We start from the raw sequence: 17,462 nt of genomic DNA on the forward strand, positions 1-17,462 counted from the left end.
CTTGCCTTACAGCTTGCTTTGCGCCACGTGGGCAATCAGATCGTTCACCGCCGGGTGCATCTTGTCGATGAAAGCCTGCGGATACAGCCCCATGCCAAGCACGGTCAACGCCAACAGCGCCAGCACCAGGAACTCGCGCTTGTTGATGTCCTTGAGCTCGGCCACGTGGTCGTTGGCCACTTCGCCGAAGATCACGCGCTTGAACATCCACAGCGTATAGGCCGCGCCGAAGATCAACGTCGTGGCGGCGAGCGCCGCATACCAGAAGTTCACCTGCACCGCGCCGAGGATCACCATGAACTCGCCGACGAAGCCCGAGGTCGCCGGCAAACCGGCATTGGCCATGGCAAACAACATCATGAAGGCGGCGAACATCGGCATCTTGTTGGCCACGCCGCCATAATCGCCGATGTTGCGGCTATGCATGCGGTCGTACATGACGCCGATCGACATAAACATCGCAGCCGATACGAAGCCGTGCGACACCATCTGGATCAGTGCGCCTTCGACGGCGTAAACGTTCTGGGTGTTGCCGGCAAACATGAAGATGCCGAGCGTCACGAAGCCCATGTGCGAAATCGACGAGTAGGCCACCAGTTTCTTCATATCGGTCTGCACCAGCGCCACCAGGCCGATGTACACCACCGCGATCAGCGACAGCGTCACCATGAAGCCGGACAGATAACGCGAAGCGTCCGGTGCGATCGGCAGCGCAAAGCGCAGGAAGCCGTAAGCGCCGATCTTCAGCGTGATCGCCGCCAGCACCATCGAACCGCCGGTCGGCGCCTCGACGTGCGCGTCCGGCAACCAGGTGTGCACCGGCCACATCGGCACCTTGACGGCGAACGACAGGAAGAAGGCGATGAAGAGCATGATTTGCACGTCGAAGGCGATCTTCAGATCCTGGAAGGCCGAAATCTCGAAGGTGTTGCCCGCCTTGTTGTACAGGTAGATGAAGGCCACCAGCATCAGCAGCGAGCCCAACAACGTGTACAGGAAGAACTTGATCGACGCATACACCCGGCGCGGCCCGCCCCAGACACCGATGATCAGGTACATCGGGATCAGCATGCCCTCGAAGAACACGTAGAACAGAATCGCGTCGAGCGCGGCGAAGGCGCCGTTGATCAAACCGGACATGATCAGGAAGGCCGCCATGTATTGCGCGGTACGCTTCTGGATCACTTCCCAACCGGTGATCACCACCAAAAGCGTGGTGAAGCTGTTGAGAACCACGAACAGCATCGAAATGCCATCAACGCCAAGGTGGTAGTTGATGTTGAGCGCTTCGATCCAGGGATGCATTTCTTCGAACTGCATGCCGCCATGCAGTTCGGCAAAGCCGGTAAACAGCGGCAGCGAAAGCAGGAAGCCCGCCAACGCCCCCACCACGGCGATCCAGCGCGCGAGGCGGGCATGGGCATCGCTGCCGGTTGCCAGGACCAAGAGGCCGAACAGAATCGGCACCCAGATCACCAGACTTAGAACATTAGTCAACATAGTCGAAACCTTGTGTTTTCAATCCCGGTTTTTCGTGGCTCAGCGCAAGATCAGCGGTGCGAACCAATAGGTCATCAAAGCCAGCACGCCAAGAATCATGGTGGCGGCATAGCTGTAGATGAAGCCGGTCTGCAAGCGACGGGTCAGGCGCGAGATCGAGGCCACCATGGCCGCGGATCCATTCACCAACAGACCGTCGATCAGCAGCATGTCGCCGATCTTCCAGAAAGCATTGCCCAGCCAGCGAGAGCCCTTGGCAAAGACCGCAAAGTACAGCTCATCCAGGTAGTACTTGTTGACGAGCAGGACATAGACGCCATTGATGCGGCGACGAATCGCGTCCGGCAATTGCGGCGCCTTCATGTAGCCGATCCAGGCTGCCAGCACGCCGGCAGCGGCCAACCACAGCGGCAACGAGCGCAGAGATTCGAGCGCCATGGCTGTGGCACCGTGGAACTCCTCGCCCAAATGCAGCAGGGCCGGATGCTTGATGGCGTCGATCACGACCGCGCCATTGAAGAAGTCGCCGTAGACCAGCGGGCCGACCGCCAGGTAGCCGATGACCACCGACGGGATCGCCAGCAGCACCAGCGGCAGGGTTACCACCCATGGCGATTCGTGCGGATTGTCGTTGGGCCCCAGGCCATGATGATGTTCGTCTTCGTCATGCGCGTCGGCCTCGTGCTCGTGCACGTTCAGCTTCCAGCGCTCCTTGCCGTGGAACACCATGAAGTACATACGGAACGAATAGAGCGCGGTGACGAACACGCTGGCCGTCAGCGCGAAGCTGGCAAAGCCGGCTGCCGGCAGCTGCGATTGGTTGACCGCCTCGATGATCGAATCTTTGGAGTAGAAGCCGGCGAAGAACGGCGTACCGATCAGCGCCAGCGACCCGACCAGCGAGGTCAGCCAGGTAATCGGCATGTACTTGCGCAGGCCGCCCATGTTGCGCATGTCCTGATCGTGATGCATGCCCATGATCACCGAACCTGCGGCCAAGAACAGCAGCGCCTTGAAGAAGGCGTGGGTCATGACGTGGAACACCGCCACCGAGTAGGCCGAAGCGCCGAGCGCCACGGTCATGTACCCCAGTTGCGACAGCGTCGAGTAGGCAACCACACGCTTGATGTCGTTTTGCACCACGCCGAGGAAGCCCATGAACAACGCGGTGATCGAGCCGATGATCATGATGAAGTTGAGCGCGGTATCCGACAACTCGAACAGCGGGCTCATGCGCGCCACCATGAAGATACCGGCCGTCACCATGGTAGCCGCGTGGATCAGCGCCGAGATCGGCGTCGGACCTTCCATCGAGTCAGGCAGCCACACATGCAACGGGAATTGCGCCGACTTGCCCATGGCACCGACGAACAGCAGGACGCAGGTGACGCTCATCAGCGACCAGGCGTGCCCCGGGATCAGTTCGATGGTCTTTGCGGCAAGCTGCGGCGCCATGGCGAAGACGTCGCGGTATTCGAGCGAGCCGCCGAAATAGGCCAGTATCAGGCCGATACCCAGGAGGAAGCCGAAGTCGCCCACCCGGTTAACCAGAAAGGCCTTCAGGTTGGCGAAGATCGCGGTCGGTCGCTTGAACCAGAAACCGATGAGCAGGTAGGACACCAGGCCCACCGCTTCCCAGCCGAAGAACAACTGGATGAAGTTGTTGCTCATCACCAGCATCAGCATCGAGAAGGTGAATAGCGAGATGTAGCTGAAGAAGCGCTGGTAGCCCGGGTCTTCCTGCATATAGCCGATGGTGTAGATATGCACCATCAGCGACACGCTGGTCACCACGGCCATCATCAACGCCGAGAGCGCGTCGATCTGGAAACCGACCGAATAGGTGTTGCCGTTCACTGTCAGCCAGGTATACACCGGCTCGTTGAACACCGGCGCATGCCCGAATACGAAGCCGGAAAGCACCTTGAGCGACAGGATGGCGGACACGGCCACGCCGGCGATGGTGACCACGTGCGCAGCACGCCGGCCGATCGCCCAGCCAAACAGGCCTGCAACGATCGATCCGGCAAGCGGAGCCAGCGCGATCAGCAGTAGTAGGGTTTTCATATCCATGTTGTCTGCTTTGTATTTTGGTTATGCATCAGCCCTTGAGGCTCCCCAGGTCTTCGACATTGATGGTGCGCAGATTGCGGAACAGCACCACCAGGATGGCCAGGCCGATGGCCGACTCGGCCGCCGCCACGGTCAGGATGAAGAAGACGAAGATCTGCCCTGCGGTATCCGACAGGTAATGCGAGAACGCGATGAAGTTGCAATTCACCGCCAGCAACATCAACTCGATCGACATCAACAGCACAATGATGTTTTTACGGTTGAGGAAAATCCCTAGCACGCTGATGGCAAACAGGATCGCGGCCAGCACCAGGAAGTGTGTGAGTGTCAGCACGATGCCTCCTTTTTCGTGGGTGGCCGTCAGGCCTGGGGTTGATCTTCGTCGGTCGCGGCGGTATCCACCGGTGCGGCCGCCATCTTGACGATGCGAACGCGATCGACGGCGCGCACAGCGACTTGCTCGCTGACATTCATGGCCTTGCTGTCCTTACGTTGACGCTGGGTCAGCGCGATGGCAGCGACAATGGCCAACAGCAGCACCACCGAGGCAAGCTCGGTCGCGTACATATAGCGGGTGTACATCAGCACGCCCAGCTCGCGCACGTTGCTGAAGTCGGCCGACAACGGCGCGCGCGCCGGATAGGTGTGGAGACCGGCTTCGGGGCTGCCGAGGATCAGCGCCATTTCGCCGGCCATGATGATGGCGATGGTGCCGGCCAGCGGAAAGTTCTTCCAAAAACCTTCGCGCAGCTTCTCGATGTCGATGTCGAGCATCATCACCACGAACAGGAACAGCACCATGACCGCGCCGACGTAGACCAGCACCAGCGAAATCGCCAGGAACTCCGACTCGAGCAGCATCCACAAGCCAGAGGCCGTGAAGAACGACAACACCAGGAACAAGGCGGCATGCACCGGGTTCTTGGCGGTGATCACGCGGAAAGCCGCGAGCAGCAGGATCGCCGACAATATGTAGAAAACAACGGTTGTAAAGCTCATGTCTCCCCCTTAGCGGTACTTGGCGTCGGCCGCCTTGTTGGCGGCGATTTCGGCCTCGTACTTGTCGCCGATCGCCAGCAGCATCGGTTTGGTGTAGTAGAGGTCGCCACGCTTCTCGCCGTGGAATTCAAGGATGTGGGTTTCCACGATGGCGTCCACCGGACAAGCCTCTTCGCAGAAGCCGCAGTAGATGCACTTGATCAAATCGATGTCGTAGCGCGTGGTTCGGCGGGTGCCGTCGGCGCGCTCATCCGACTCGATGGTGATCGCCAGCGCAGGACAGACTGCCTCGCACAGCTTGCAGGCAATACAGCGTTCTTCGCCGTTGGGATAGCGCCGCAGGGCGTGCAGGCCGCGGAACCGCGGCGATTGCGGCGTCTTTTCTTCCGGATACTGGACGGTGATCTTGCGCGCGAACAAATGGCGCCCGGTCAGCATCAGGCCCTGTACCAGCTCGACCAGCAGGAAGGTTTTGAAAAACTTGCGAATCGATTCCATGCTCTTTGCCTAAAGTATCAGTTCCAGAGGGAAACCGGGCTCATCATCCAGGCGCCCAGTACCACCACCCATACCAGCGTAACCGGAATGAACACCTTCCAGCCCAGACGCATGATCTGGTCATAGCGATAACGCGGGAAGGTGGCCCGGAACCACAGGAAGCAGAACAGCACGAACGACATCTTCGCCGCCATCCAGAAAAAGCTGCCCGCCCCGAGCCAACCCCAGCTCGCAGGGAACGGCGACAGCCAACCGCCGAGGAACATCAGCGAAGTCATGGCGGAGACCAAAATCATGTTGGCGTACTCGGCCAGGAAGAAGATCGCGAATGCCATGCCGGAGTATTCCACATGGAAACCGGCGACGATTTCCGACTCCCCCTCGGCCACGTCGAACGGTGCGCGGTTGGTTTCCGCCACGCCGGAGATGAGATACACCAGGAACAGCGGGAACAGCGGCAACCAGTTCCACGACAAGATCGAACCGCCGGCAAAACCGTGCCCCTGCTGCTTGACGATTTCGACCAAGTTGAGGCTGCCCGACACCATCAGTACGCCAACCAGCGCGAAGCCCATGGCGATTTCATAGGACACGATCTGCGCCGCCGAGCGCATCCCCCCCAGGAACGAGTACTTGGAGTTGCCCGCCCAGCCGGCGATGATCACGCCGTACACGCCCATCGAGGTGATGGCCATGATGTACAGCAACGAGGCGTTGGTGTTGGCCAGCACCAGGTGGTCGGTAAACGGCACCACCGCCCAGGCGGCCAGGGCCGGCATGATCGACAGGATCGGCGCCAGCAGGAACAGACCCTTGCTCGACTTGGCCGGCAGGATGATTTCCTTCATCAACAGCTTGATGCCGTCGGCGATCGGCTGCAACAGGCCGAGCGGGCCGACGCGGTTCGGTCCGATGCGCACCTGCATGTAGCCGATGACCTTACGCTCGGCGTAGGTCAGGTAGGCCACGGCAAGCATCATCGGGGCGACGATGACGACGATTTTCAGCAGGGTCCAGATCACGTACCCAAGCTGAGTGCCCAAATAGGATTGCAATAGCTCCATGGCTTACCCCTGAGTAATCTGGATCGGGTCGAACATGCCGCCGAGCGCCAGCGTATCCGAGTGCGCGGTCGCCAAACGCAAGGCATCGGGCGGCAAGCTGTCGTCGGCATCGATACGCACCCGGACAGCGCCCTCGCCCTGGCGGACGATCGCTTCGCTACCGGCGTTCACCCCGGCGGCGGCCAGCACGCTGCTATGCGCGCTGGCGTGCGGCGCGGCGGCCCAAACGGTTTGCTGCAGCGATGCCGCGCGGCGGCAGATCGGATCGGCCTGATACATCGGCACTTCGCCGACACGGGTCAAGCCGGCCTTGATCGAGGCATCGATGGCGGGCATCGGCGCGACGGCATTGTCGAGCAATGCGGCGATCTCGCCCATCCCCTGCCATTCGGCGCGAACTTCCTCCACCGAGGTATATTCGAAGCCCGGCAAGCCGAGCATCGTCCCCAGCACGCGCAACACCTTCCAGGCCGGACGTGCTTCGCCCAGTGGGCGCACCGCGCCGTTAAAGGTCTGCAGACGGCCTTCCATGTTGATGAACGAGCCGGCCGTCTCCGAGAACGGCGCGACCGGCAGCAATACATCGGCATAATCGAGCAAACCATCCGCCTTATAGGCCGTCAACGCGATCACGGTGGCGGCGGCCTTCATCGCTGCCACGGCGGCTTGCGGGTTATAGCTATCGAACTCGACTTCGGTATGGAGCAGCACGTAAGCCTTGCGCGGCTCGGCAATCATCTGCGCGGCATTGGCGCCGGCAGTCGCCTTGCTGCCCATGGCGCCGCGATGCGGCAGTACGCCCATCAGCTCGGCGCCAACACTGTTGGCAGCCTCGGCGGTCAGACCGAAACGCGCACCGCTGATGCGGCCAATCTCCTGTGCCAAAGCCCACAGTTGGCCAAAGGCCGGGTGATGCTGCGCCACGTTGCCCAACAGCAGCGCTGCGCTCTCGGCGCGGCACAGGCTCTCGGCCATGCGCTCGGCTTCGGCACCGACCTGCACCAGGGCCAAGTCGGCGCCGGCCGTTTCGCCCTTGATGGCGGCAACCGCCTTAAGCACCTGGGCCAGGCCGTTGACCAGCGCGTTCGGCGCGACGGTCAGACGAGCGAAGAGCGGCGTCAGCAGATCTTCCGCCACCGCATGCAATACCGAAAGCTCCGTCCCCTTCTTCACCGCTTGGCGCAAACGGGTTGCCAATAGCGGCTGCTCCTGGCGCTGGGTACTGCCCACCACCAGGATGGCGTTGGCGCTACTGAGATCGGCCACGGCGCCACCGAGCCAATGCGCGCCGCTTTGGGCGGCGTCCAGGCTGAAATCGCTGCGGCGCAGACGATAGTCGATGTTGTCGACACCGAAGGCGCGTGCCAGCTTCTGCGCGAGGAACAGTTCCTCGGTCGTGGCGTGAGGGCTCGCCAGGAAGCCGATGGCGTCCTTGCCGTGGTCGTTCGCCACGCCCTTCAAGCCCTTGACCACGTATTCCAGCGCCGTCTGCCAATCCGTCTCATGCCATTGGCCGCCGTGCTTGATCATCGGCTTTTGCAGCCGGCTGTCGGCGTTGAGACCTTCATAGGCGAAGCGGTCGCGATCGGCGAGCCAGCATTCGTTAAGACTTTCGTTCTCCAGCGGCAGAACGCGCATCACTTGGTTGTGCTTGACTTGCACCACAAGATTGCTGCCCAAGCCATCGTGCGGGCTCACCGAACGGCGGCGAGACAGCTCCCAGGCACGGGTGCTATAGCGGAACGGCTTGGAGGTCAGCGCGCCGACCGGGCACAGGTCGATCACGTTGCCGGAGATTTCCGAATTCACGGTCTTGCCCAGGAACGGCAAGATCTCCGAGTGCTCGCCCCGATTGGCCATGCCGATTTCCTGCAGGCCGCCGATTTCCTCGGTAAAGCGCACACAGCGGGTGCAGTGGATGCAACGCGCCATTTCCTCTGCGCTGACCAGCGGCCCCATGTCCTTGGCTTCGACCACGCGCTTGGCTTCCTGGTAGCGCGACTGACCGTTGCCGTAGCCCACCGCCAGATCCTGCAGTTGGCATTCGCCGCCCTGATCGCAGATCGGGCAGTCGAGCGGGTGGTTGATCAGCAGGAATTCCATGACGCCTTGTTGCGCGGCCTTGGCCATCGGCGAATGGGTCATCACCTTCATACCGTCGGTCACCGGCGTGGCACAGGCCGGCAGCGGTTTGGGCGCTTTTTCCACTTCGACCAGACACATGCGGCAGTTGGCCGCGATGGACAGCTTCTTGTGGTAGCAAAAGTGCGGGATATAGGTACCGGCCGAGTGGGCCGCATCCATGACGGTGCTGCCTTGCGGCACCGTCAGTTTCTTTCCGTCGATTTCGATTTCAAGCATAGCGGTCAGCTACCTGAATTAAGGGCACCCTAACAGGGCGCCGGATCAACACCATTGATGCTCGACCAGGCACTTCTTGTGTTCGATGTGATATTCGAACTCATGGCGGAAGTGCTTGGTAAAGCTGCGTACCGGGAATACCGCGGCATCGGCTAGCGCACAAATGGTGCGCCCGGCCATGTTGTTGCCGATCGATGCCAGAAGATCCAGATCCTCCGGACGCCCTTCTCCATTTTCGATGCGATGGATGATGCGGTAGAGCCAGCCGGTGCCTTCGCGGCACGGCGTGCACTGCCCGCAGGACTCTTCGTGGTAGAAGTAGGCCAGGCGCTCCAGCGCCTTCACCATGCAGACGTTCTCGTTCATGACGATCACCGCGCCGGAGCCGAGCATGGAGCCGGCTTTGGCGATGGCGTCGTAATCCATGGTGAGATCCATCATGATCTCGGCAGGCAGCACAGGCGCACTGGAACCGCCCGGGATCACCGCCTTGAGCTTCTTGCCGTCCTTCATGCCGCCAGCCATCTCCAACAGCGTGGCAAACGGCGTGCCCAGCGGCACCTCGTAATTGCCCGGACGATTGACGTGGCCGGAGATCGAGAACAGCTTGGTGCCGCCGTTGTTCGGCTTACCCAGATCCATGAACTTCTGCGCGCCGTCGCGCATGATGAACGGCACGGATGCGAAGGTTTCGGTATTGTTGATGGTGGTCGGCTTGCCATACAGACCGAAGCTGGCCGGAAACGGCGGCTTGAAGCGCGGCTGGCCCTTTTTGCCTTCCAGCGACTCGAGCAGCGCGGTTTCCTCGCCGCAGATGTAGGCGCCGTAGCCATGGTGGGCGAACAGGTCGTAATCGAAGCCGCTGCCGAGGATGTTCTGTCCCAAGAGACCCGCGGCGCGCGCCTCAGCCAAGGCCGCTTCGAAACGTTGGTACTCTTCGAAGATCTCGCCGTGGATGTAGTTGTAGCCCGCTTTGGTGCCCATCGCGTAACCGGCGATGATCATGCCTTCGATCAGCGAATGCGGGTTGTAGCGCAGAATGTCGCGGTCTTTGAATGTGCCCGGCTCGCCCTCGTCGCTGTTGCAGACGACGTACTTGTCGCCCGGAAAGCTGCGCGGCATGAAGCTCCATTTGAGCCCGGACGGAAAGCCCGCGCCGCCGCGACCGCGCAATCCGGAGGCCTTGACCTCGGCCACGACGTCGTCTTGGGCCATCTTGTCCTGCAAGATCCGCTCGAGCGCCTTGTAGCCGCCGCGCGCGCGGTAGGCGTCCAGGGTCCAGCAGTTCGGATCGGAGGTATCCACCCCCTCGAAAATCACGCCAGAGACGAAGATAGTCATTATTCCAGCTCCGCCAGTTTCTTATCGATGGCGTCGGGAGACATCTTCGAGCACATCTTGTGGTTGTTGACCAGCATGACCGGGGCATCGCCACAGGCGCCCATGCACTCCCCTTCCATCAGCGTGAACTTGCCGTCCGGCGTCGTTTCGCCGAATTTGATGCCAAGCTTCCGCTGCAGGTATTCGGCAGCGTTGACGCTGCCTTGCAAGGCACAGGGCAGATTGGTGCACATGGTCAGTTTGTATTTGCCGACCGGGCGCAGGTCATACATGTTGTAGAAGGTGGCGACTTCGTAGGCCTGCACCGGGGGCAAGCCCAGGTAGTCGGCGACGAACTCGATGGTTTCGGTGGCGAGCCAGCCCTTTTCCTGCTGGGCGATGCGCAAGGCACCCATCACCGCCGACCGTTTTTGGTCGGCAGGATACTTGGCCACCTCGAAATCAATTTTGGCAAGCGATTCTGCGGACAGCATCAGCGGTCGATCTCCCCAAATACGATATCCTGCGTGCCGATGATCGCGACGGCATCGGCGATCATGTGGCCACGCGCCATTTCGTCCAGCGCGGCAAGGTGGGCATAGCCCGGCGCGCGGATCTTGAGCCGGTAGGGCTTGTTGGCGCCGTCGGACACCAGGTAGATGCCGAATTCGCCTTTGGGATGTTCCGTGGCGGCGTAGACTTCGCTTTCCGGCACGTGCATCCCCTCGGTGAAGAGCTTGAAGTGGTGGATCAGCTCTTCCATATTGCTCTTCATGGCTTCGCGCGACGGCGGCGCCACCTTGTGGTTACCGGTAATCACCGGGCCAGGGTTCTTTTTCAGCCACTCGACGCACTGAGCGATGATGCGGTTGGCTTGGCGCATCTCTTCCACACGCACCAGGTAACGGTCGTAGCAGTCGCCGTTCGCGCCGACCGGGATATCGAAATCGACTTCGCGGTAAACGTCGTACGGCTGTTTCTTGCGCAAATCCCATTCGATGCCGGAACCGCGCAACATCGGGCCGGTCAAGCCCAGGTTCAACGCGCGCTCGGGCGACACCACACCGATGCCGACGGTACGCTGCTTCCAGATGCGGTTGTCGGTCAGCAAGGTTTCATACTCGTCGACACAGGTCGGGAAGCGGCGGGTGAAATCCTCGATGAAGTCGAGCATGGTGCCGGCTCGACGCTCGTTGAGGCGAGCCAGCTCGCGAGCATTCTTGATCTTGGAAACCGTGTACTGCGGCATGCTGTCCGGCAGATCGCGATAAACGCCGCCGGGACGGAAGTAAGCCGCATGCAATCGCGCGCCCGATACCGCCTCGTAGCAATCCATCAGATCCTCGCGCTCGCGGAAGGCGTACAGGAACATGGTCATGGCGCCGATATCCAGCGCATGCGCGCCGATCCACAGCAGGTGGTTCAGGATGCGGGTGATCTCGGCGAACATCACGCGGATGTACTGGGCGCGGATCGGCACGTCCACGCCGGTCATCTTCTCGATGGCCAGGCAATAGGCATGCTCGTTACACATCATCGACACATAGTCCAGCCGATCCATGTACGGCAGCGACTGGATGAAGGTCTTGTGCTCGGCCAGCTTCTCGGTACCGCGATGCAACAAGCCGATGTGCGGGTCGGCGCGTTCGATCACTTCGCCGTCGAGCTCCAACACCAGGCGCAGCACACCGTGCGCCGCCGGGTGCTGCGGACCGAAGTTGAGGGTGAAATTGCGGATCTCAGCCACCGTAGTTCTCCTCGCGAATGATGCGCGGTGTGATTTCGCGCGGCTCGATCGTCACCGGTTGGTAGATGACGCGCTGCTGAGTCGGGTCGTAACGCATTTCCACGTGGCCGGACAGCGGGAAGTCCTTGCGGAACGGGTGGCCGATGAAGCCATAGTCGGTCAGCAGCCGGCGTAAGTCCGGATGTCCCTCGAAGACGATGCCGAACAGATCGAAGGCTTCGCGTTCGTACCAGTTGGCGGCATTCCAGACATTGACCACGGAGGGCAACACCGGGAAATCGTCATCCTCGGCGAACGCGCGCAAGCGCAAACGCGCATTGTGCTTGATCGACAGCAAATGATAGACGGCGGCGAAACGCGCACCATCCCAAGCAGAGTCTTTATACGTGAGATAGTCCACGCCGCATAAGTCGACGCATTGCTCAAAAGCGAGCGACGGGTGGTCGCGCAGGGTCTGCGCCACATCCACCAGATCCGCTGCCTTACAGACGATGCTCAATTCATCCAGCGAGAGCGAAGCAGACACGAGCTTATCGCCCATCACCTGCTCGACGGTCGCCTTGAGCGCTTCCAGTTTGGAGGCCATAGTTTCTACCTTAGCGGGCTATGGTATGAGTGCGTTTAATTTTGTTTTGTAGCTGGATAATGCCGTACAGCAGCGCCTCGGCGGTCGGAGGACAGCCGGGGACATACACGTCGACCGGAACGATCCGGTCGCAGCCACGCACGACAGAGTACGAATAGTGATAGTAACCGCCCCCGTTGGCACAGGATCCCATAGAGATCACCCAGCGCGGCTCGGCCATCTGGTCGTAGACCTTGCGCAGCGCCGGTGCCATCTTGTTGCACAGCGTGCCGGCCACGATCATCAGATCGGATTGGCGCGGACTGGGACGGAATACGATGCCGAAACGGTCGAGGTCGTAACGTGCGGCCCCGGCATGCATCATTTCAACTGCGCAACAGGCCAGGCCGAAGGTCATCGGCCAAAGTGAACCTGTGCGAGTGTAATTGATCAGCGTATCGGCGGTGGTAGTGATGAAGCCCTTTTCCAGAACGCCTTCTATTCCCATTCCAATGCCCCTTTTTTCCAGACGTAAACGAAGCCAATCGTGAGAATAGCCAGGAATACAAACATTGCGGACAAGCCGAACATACCCAGTTCCTTGAGCACAACGGCCCACGGAAACATGAACGCAATTTCAAGATCAAATAGGATGAAAAGAATGGCAACGAGATAGAAACGCACGTCGAACTTCATGCGAGCGTCTTCGAAGGCTTCGAAACCGCACTCGTACGGAGACAGTTTTTCGTCATCTGGTCGGTTTGGTGCCAGCAGACGGCCCAACAACAAGGGACCGGCACCGACCAACAATCCGACGATGATAAACAACAGAATAGGAAAGTAGTTTTGCAGCATTTCCCCTATACCCCATTTTTATGGAAAGGTGCGACCCTTCCCGGCTCCAAGCAAAACAGGCCACCGGAATCCCGGTGGCCTGCTTTAATGGTGGTGCCGACAGTGAGACTCGAACTCACACAGCTTTCGCCACTACCCCCTCAAGATAGCGTGTCTACCAATTTCACCATGTCGGCACAGTCAATTTTATCAATCGGGTATCTTTGGACCCGAAGCATTATTTTTGTTAACAGCGCCACTCGGGATTTGCGGCACTGTTTTTTGTACAACCGGACCACTCATAACGCCTAATTCGTTTTTACTGCCCCCAGACAGATAAACGAGCGTCAGACTAGTCGAGAAGAAAACGATGGCGAGAACAGCCGTCGTTCTGCTCAGAAAATTTGCAGAACCAGACGCGCCAAAAAGGCTTCCGGAAGAACCGCTACCGAAAGCGGCACCCATATCCGCGCCTTTGCCATGTTGCATCAACACCAGCACCACGACGGATACGGCAGAGACGAGATTTACGATCCAGATTAACGTCTTAAGAAGTTCCATACTATACCAATTTATCCGCGGCCTGGCAAATCATTCCAAATGAATCGACATCCAGCGAAGCACCGCCAACTAAGGCGCCATCCACACTCGATATCGACAGAATAGCTTCGGCATTATCAGCCTTTACGCTGCCGCCGTAGAGAACGCGCATACTAGCAGAGCCACTTTGCCTTTGCAAGCCGGTTGCCTTGATGCACTCATGCATTTCGGCGATCTGCGCGAGGCTTGCCACCTTGCCGGTACCGATCGCCCAGACCGGCTCGTAAGCCACGATCACTTGCTCCGACGGAAAATCCGCCACGATATCCAGCTGGTGGCGAATGACATCCAGGTGCTCGCCGGCCTCCCGCTGCGCCAGCGTTTCCCCTACGCAGAGCACTGGCGCCAGACGGGCCGCCAGGGCATTTTCCATCTTCTTCGACAGCACCTCGTTGGCCTCCGCCAAATATTGACGGCGCTCCGAGTGACCGATCAGCACATAGCGACAGCCGACGTTGGCCAGCATCGATGCCGACACCTCGCCGGTAAAGGCGCCATCGCGACCGAACTGGCTGACATCTTGCGCGCCGAGATCCATCGGACTCAGTTGCAACAAGTCAGCCAGCTGCAGCAGATAGACATAAGGTGAAGCCAGCGCCACGCCCGGGCGGTTGATGCGACGATCCTCCAGCATGCCTTTGACCAACTTTCGGTTGGACGCAAGACTACCGTTCATCTTCCAATTTCCCACCACCAACTTGGCCGTCATACACATTACTCCCGCTTGAGACAGGGCGGATTATATCCTCCGGTTACATCGGCTGAGAAGGACTGATATTTCTTCATACAAAGACAATTGCGAGCGAACTAGAAATTGGAACTGTAATATTTCTGAAAAAAATACACGCCACAATGCCCCCCAACACCTACCCTGCACCTCAACTTCTGGAGCTTGTTCGTAATGAAAACCACGCTTCGCTTGGCACTGGCCGTCAGTGCCTTTGCATCGGTCTCCGCCTTCGCCACCGATATCACCGGTGCAGGCGCCACCTTCCCGTATCCGTTGTACGCCAAGTGGGCTGCCACCTATCAAACCGAAACCGGCAGCAAGATGAACTACCAATCGATCGGCTCCGGCGGCGGCATCAAGCAGATTACCGCCAAGACGGTCGATTTCGGCGCCTCCGACATGCCGCTCAAGCCGGAAGACCTGGCCAAGACCGGCCTGACCCAGTTCCCGACCGTGATCGGCGGCGTGGTGCCGGTGGTCAACATTCCCGGCATCAAGGCCGGCCAACTGAAATTCACCGGCCCGCTGTTGGCCGACATCTATCTGGGCAAGGTCAAGACCTGGAACGATCCGGCCATCGTCAAGTTGAACCCGGGCGTGAAGCTGCCGAAGGACACCATCTTCCCGGTACGCCGCGCCGATGGTTCGGGCACCACCTTCATCTTCACCAATTATCTGTCCAAGGTATCGCCGGAATGGGCCGGCAAAGTCGGCAGCAATACCTCCGTCAATTGGCCGGCCGGTCAAGGCGGCAAGGGTAACGAAGGGGTGGCGAACTTCGTCAACCGCATCAAGGGTTCGATCGGTTACGTCGAGTACGTCTACGCCAAGCAAAACAACATGGCCTATGGCCAGATGAAGAACGCAGACGGCAAGTTCGTGCAACCAAGCCAGGAGACCTTCAAGGCCGCCGCCGGTCATGCCGACTGGAAGAAAGCCCCGGGCTACTATCTGCTGCTGACCAACCAACCCGGCGCCGACACCTGGCCGATCGCCGGCGCGACCTTCATCCTGATGCACAAGAAGCAGGACAAGCCGGTTCAAGCCACCGCCGCCCTGAAGTTCTTCGACTGGGCATACAAGAGCGGCGACGGCGCAGCCACCGGTATGGACTATATTCCGCTGCCGGAAAGCGTGAAGGGTATGATCCGCGACAGCTGGAAGCAAATCACCGACGCCAGCGGCCAGCCGGTCTGGAAGTAATACCGGATTGGCGGTTTGCACAGTCCGAAAACGGCCGGGGAGCCTCTCCCCGGCTTTTTGTCTCAGACAACATCGAGTCAATGTATGGAAAAGTTCAGCAACGATCAGGTAATGCGGCGTCAGATGCTATTTGATCAGGTCTTCAAGGTCGTTACCCGCGGCTTCGCATTCCTGGTGCTGGCTCTATTGCTCGGCATCCTGATATCCCTGATGATCGGCGCGATGCCCAGCATCAAGGCTTTCGGATTCGGTTTTCTGACCTCGGGCGAATGGGATCCGGTCGCGGGTCGCTTCGGCGCGGCCGTGCCGATCTTCGGCACATTGATCACCTCGTGCATCGCGCTGTTGATCGGCGTACCGATCAGTTTCGGCATCGCATTGTTCCTGACCGAGCTGTGCCCGGCCGGGCTCAAGCGCCCATTGGGCATCGCCGTCGAACTATTGGCCGGCATCCCTTCCATCATTTACGGCATGTGGGGCCTGTTCGTGTTCGCCCCCTATTTTTCCGAAAACATCCAACCGTGGCTGATCGATAACCTCGGCACGGTGCCGTTCGTCGGCTGGGTGTTCCAAGGCGCACCGATGGGGATCGGCATTTTCACCGCCGGCCTGATCCTGGCGATCATGGTGATTCCGTTCATCGCCTCGGTCATGCGCGACGTCTTCGAAGTCGTGCCCACACTGCTGAAGGAGTCGGCCTACGGCCTGGGCTCCACCACTTGGGAAGTGGTGCGCTACGTGGTACTGCCCTACACCAAAACCGGCGTGGTCGGCGGCATCATGCTCGGCCTCGGCCGCGCATTGGGCGAGACCATGGCGGTGACCTTCGTCATCGGCAACTCCTCGCACTTCGCACCCGGGCTGTTCCAACCCGGCAATTCGATCGCCTCGTCGCTGGCCAACGAGTTCGCCGAAGCCAACGGCGATCTGTACATCGCCTCGCTGATCCAGTTGGGTCTGATCCTGTTCTTCATCACCTTCGTGGTACTGGCCTGCTCGAAAATTCTGCTCCTGCGTCTCAAGCGCCAGGAAGGCAAAGCATCCTGACCGGAGAGTGCGATACCATGAGCGACACCCTGCTGGCTTCCCCGGCGAAGCAAAAAACGGAATCCTACTCGATGAATCAATCGATCTATCGCCGTCGGCGCATGATCAACGGCCTCACCATGGGCATCTCGATATTCGCCATGGCGTTCGGCTTGTTCTGGCTGTGCTGGATCCTGTTCACGTTGTTGCAGAACGGCCTGAGCGGCATCCATCTGTCGGTCTTCACCCAAAGCACCCCGCCTCCCGGCGAAAGCGGCGGCCTGGGTAACGCCATTGTCGGCAGCTTGCTGATGACGATGTCCGGCACGCTGATCGGCACGCCGGTCGGCATTCTGGCCGGCATCTACCTGGCCGAATACGGCCAGCGCGGTTGGCTATCGCCGGCCACGCGCTTCATCAATGACATTTTGCTGTCGGCTCCGTCCATCGTGATCGGGCTGTTCGTCTATGAAGTTTTCGTGGTGACGCAGGGCCATTTCTCCGGCTGGGCCGGTTCGCTGGCGCTGTCGCTCCTGGTGATCCCGGTGGTGGTGCGTACCACGGAGAACATGTTGCGGCTGGTGCCCAACAGCCTGCGCGAAGCAGCCATCGCACTCGGCACGCCGCAGTGGAAGGTCACGATGCACGTCACATTGCGCGCAGCCAAGTCGGGGGTGCTCACCGGCGTGCTGCTGGCCGTGGCCCGCATTTCGGGCGAAACCGCGCCGCTTTTGTTCACCGCGCTGAACAACCAGTTCTGGAACAGCAATATGAATCAGCCGATGGCGAACTTGCCGATCGTGATCTTTCAGTTCGCCATGAGCCCATACAACGACTGGCACACACTGGCCTGGGCCGGCTCGCTGCTAATCACCTTCAGCGTCCTGGCATTGAATATTTTCGCCCGCTGGCTGGGCAGTCAAAAACACCAATCTCACTAAG

The 17,462-nt window shown here is 59.9% G+C and carries 18 protein-coding genes and 1 tRNA gene; 3 read left to right on the forward strand and 16 right to left on the reverse strand.

Features of this window, described 5'->3' with window-relative positions:
- Positions 1–6: 6 nt before the first annotated feature.
- From DFP86_RS11105 to tpiA, 16 genes are all read right to left on the reverse strand, one after another.
- Positions 7–1,500, reverse strand: a complete 1,494-nt coding sequence (locus tag DFP86_RS11105) for an NADH-quinone oxidoreductase subunit M (protein ID WP_133681170.1) — start codon at positions 1,498–1,500, stop codon at positions 7–9.
- 39 nt (positions 1,501–1,539) lie between these two features.
- The gene (nuoL, locus tag DFP86_RS11110; RefSeq protein WP_133681172.1) at positions 1,540–3,573 is read right to left on the reverse strand and encodes an NADH-quinone oxidoreductase subunit L; all 2,034 of its coding nucleotides are present in this window, start codon (positions 3,571–3,573) and stop codon (positions 1,540–1,542) included.
- A gap of 28 nt (positions 3,574–3,601) precedes the next feature.
- On the reverse strand, positions 3,602–3,907 hold the full coding sequence (nuoK, locus tag DFP86_RS11115) for an NADH-quinone oxidoreductase subunit NuoK (RefSeq protein ID WP_243729367.1): 306 nt from the start codon (positions 3,905–3,907) through the stop codon (positions 3,602–3,604).
- A gap of 26 nt (positions 3,908–3,933) precedes the next feature.
- The gene (locus tag DFP86_RS11120; protein WP_133681176.1) at positions 3,934–4,572 is read right to left on the reverse strand and encodes an NADH-quinone oxidoreductase subunit J; all 639 of its coding nucleotides are present in this window, start codon (positions 4,570–4,572) and stop codon (positions 3,934–3,936) included.
- Positions 4,573–4,581: 9 nt separating this feature from the next.
- Positions 4,582–5,070, reverse strand: a complete 489-nt coding sequence (gene nuoI, locus DFP86_RS11125) for an NADH-quinone oxidoreductase subunit NuoI (protein ID WP_133681178.1) — start codon at positions 5,068–5,070, stop codon at positions 4,582–4,584.
- Positions 5,071–5,087: 17 nt separating this feature from the next.
- A complete protein-coding gene (nuoH, locus tag DFP86_RS11130; RefSeq protein ID WP_133681180.1) occupies positions 5,088–6,134 on the reverse strand; it encodes an NADH-quinone oxidoreductase subunit NuoH in 1,047 nt (348 codons plus the stop codon).
- A 3-nt stretch (positions 6,135–6,137) separates the two neighbouring features.
- The gene (gene nuoG / locus DFP86_RS11135) at positions 6,138–8,495 is read right to left on the reverse strand and encodes an NADH-quinone oxidoreductase subunit NuoG (protein ID WP_133681182.1); all 2,358 of its coding nucleotides are present in this window, start codon (positions 8,493–8,495) and stop codon (positions 6,138–6,140) included.
- Between the two features lie 45 nt (positions 8,496–8,540).
- A complete protein-coding gene (gene nuoF, locus DFP86_RS11140; protein WP_133681184.1) occupies positions 8,541–9,836 on the reverse strand; it encodes an NADH-quinone oxidoreductase subunit NuoF in 1,296 nt (431 codons plus the stop codon).
- Positions 9,836–10,309, reverse strand: coding sequence for an NADH-quinone oxidoreductase subunit NuoE (gene nuoE, locus DFP86_RS11145; RefSeq protein ID WP_133681185.1), 474 nt, complete (start codon positions 10,307–10,309; stop codon positions 9,836–9,838). Before nuoE ends, nuoF begins: the two co-directional genes overlap by 1 nt.
- Complete coding sequence (locus tag DFP86_RS11150) at positions 10,309–11,562, reverse strand: NADH-quinone oxidoreductase subunit D (protein WP_133681187.1); 1,254 nt, start codon at positions 11,560–11,562, stop codon at positions 10,309–10,311. Before DFP86_RS11150 ends, nuoE begins: the two co-directional genes overlap by 1 nt.
- A complete protein-coding gene (locus DFP86_RS11155) occupies positions 11,555–12,148 on the reverse strand; it encodes an NADH-quinone oxidoreductase subunit C (RefSeq protein ID WP_133681190.1) in 594 nt (197 codons plus the stop codon). The genes DFP86_RS11150 and DFP86_RS11155 overlap by 8 nt, the downstream gene beginning before the upstream one ends.
- Positions 12,149–12,158: 10 nt before the next feature.
- Positions 12,159–12,635: a NuoB/complex I 20 kDa subunit family protein gene (locus DFP86_RS11160; protein ID WP_133681192.1), complete on the reverse strand. Its 477-nt coding sequence runs from the start codon at positions 12,633–12,635 to the stop codon at positions 12,159–12,161.
- Positions 12,626–12,982: an NADH-quinone oxidoreductase subunit A gene (locus DFP86_RS11165; RefSeq protein ID WP_133681194.1), complete on the reverse strand. Its 357-nt coding sequence runs from the start codon at positions 12,980–12,982 to the stop codon at positions 12,626–12,628. The genes DFP86_RS11160 and DFP86_RS11165 overlap by 10 nt, the downstream gene beginning before the upstream one ends.
- A gap of 91 nt (positions 12,983–13,073) precedes the next feature.
- Positions 13,074–13,158 (reverse strand) — tRNA-Leu (locus DFP86_RS11170).
- 13 nt (positions 13,159–13,171) lie between these two features.
- Positions 13,172–13,522, reverse strand: a complete 351-nt coding sequence (secG, locus tag DFP86_RS11175) for a preprotein translocase subunit SecG (RefSeq protein ID WP_133681196.1) — start codon at positions 13,520–13,522, stop codon at positions 13,172–13,174.
- A gap of 1 nt (position 13,523) precedes the next feature.
- A complete protein-coding gene (gene tpiA, locus DFP86_RS11180) occupies positions 13,524–14,270 on the reverse strand; it encodes a triose-phosphate isomerase (RefSeq protein ID WP_133681198.1) in 747 nt (248 codons plus the stop codon).
- Between the two features lie 192 nt (positions 14,271–14,462).
- On the opposite strand from tpiA, the gene pstS reads away from it, so the two are divergent.
- From pstS to pstA, 3 genes are all read left to right on the forward strand, one after another.
- On the forward strand, positions 14,463–15,494 hold the full coding sequence (pstS, locus tag DFP86_RS11185) for a phosphate ABC transporter substrate-binding protein PstS (RefSeq protein ID WP_133681200.1): 1,032 nt from the start codon (positions 14,463–14,465) through the stop codon (positions 15,492–15,494).
- 84 nt (positions 15,495–15,578) lie between these two features.
- Positions 15,579–16,541: a phosphate ABC transporter permease subunit PstC gene (gene pstC, locus DFP86_RS11190; RefSeq protein WP_133681202.1), complete on the forward strand. Its 963-nt coding sequence runs from the start codon at positions 15,579–15,581 to the stop codon at positions 16,539–16,541.
- A 17-nt stretch (positions 16,542–16,558) separates the two neighbouring features.
- Positions 16,559–17,461: a phosphate ABC transporter permease PstA gene (gene pstA / locus DFP86_RS11195; protein WP_133681204.1), complete on the forward strand. Its 903-nt coding sequence runs from the start codon at positions 16,559–16,561 to the stop codon at positions 17,459–17,461.
- Position 17,462: the final 1 nt, after the last annotated feature.

Origin of the sequence: Paludibacterium purpuratum (assembly GCF_004363805.1) — a bacterium.
Taxonomy (GTDB): domain Bacteria; phylum Pseudomonadota; class Gammaproteobacteria; order Burkholderiales; family Chromobacteriaceae; genus Paludibacterium; species Paludibacterium purpuratum.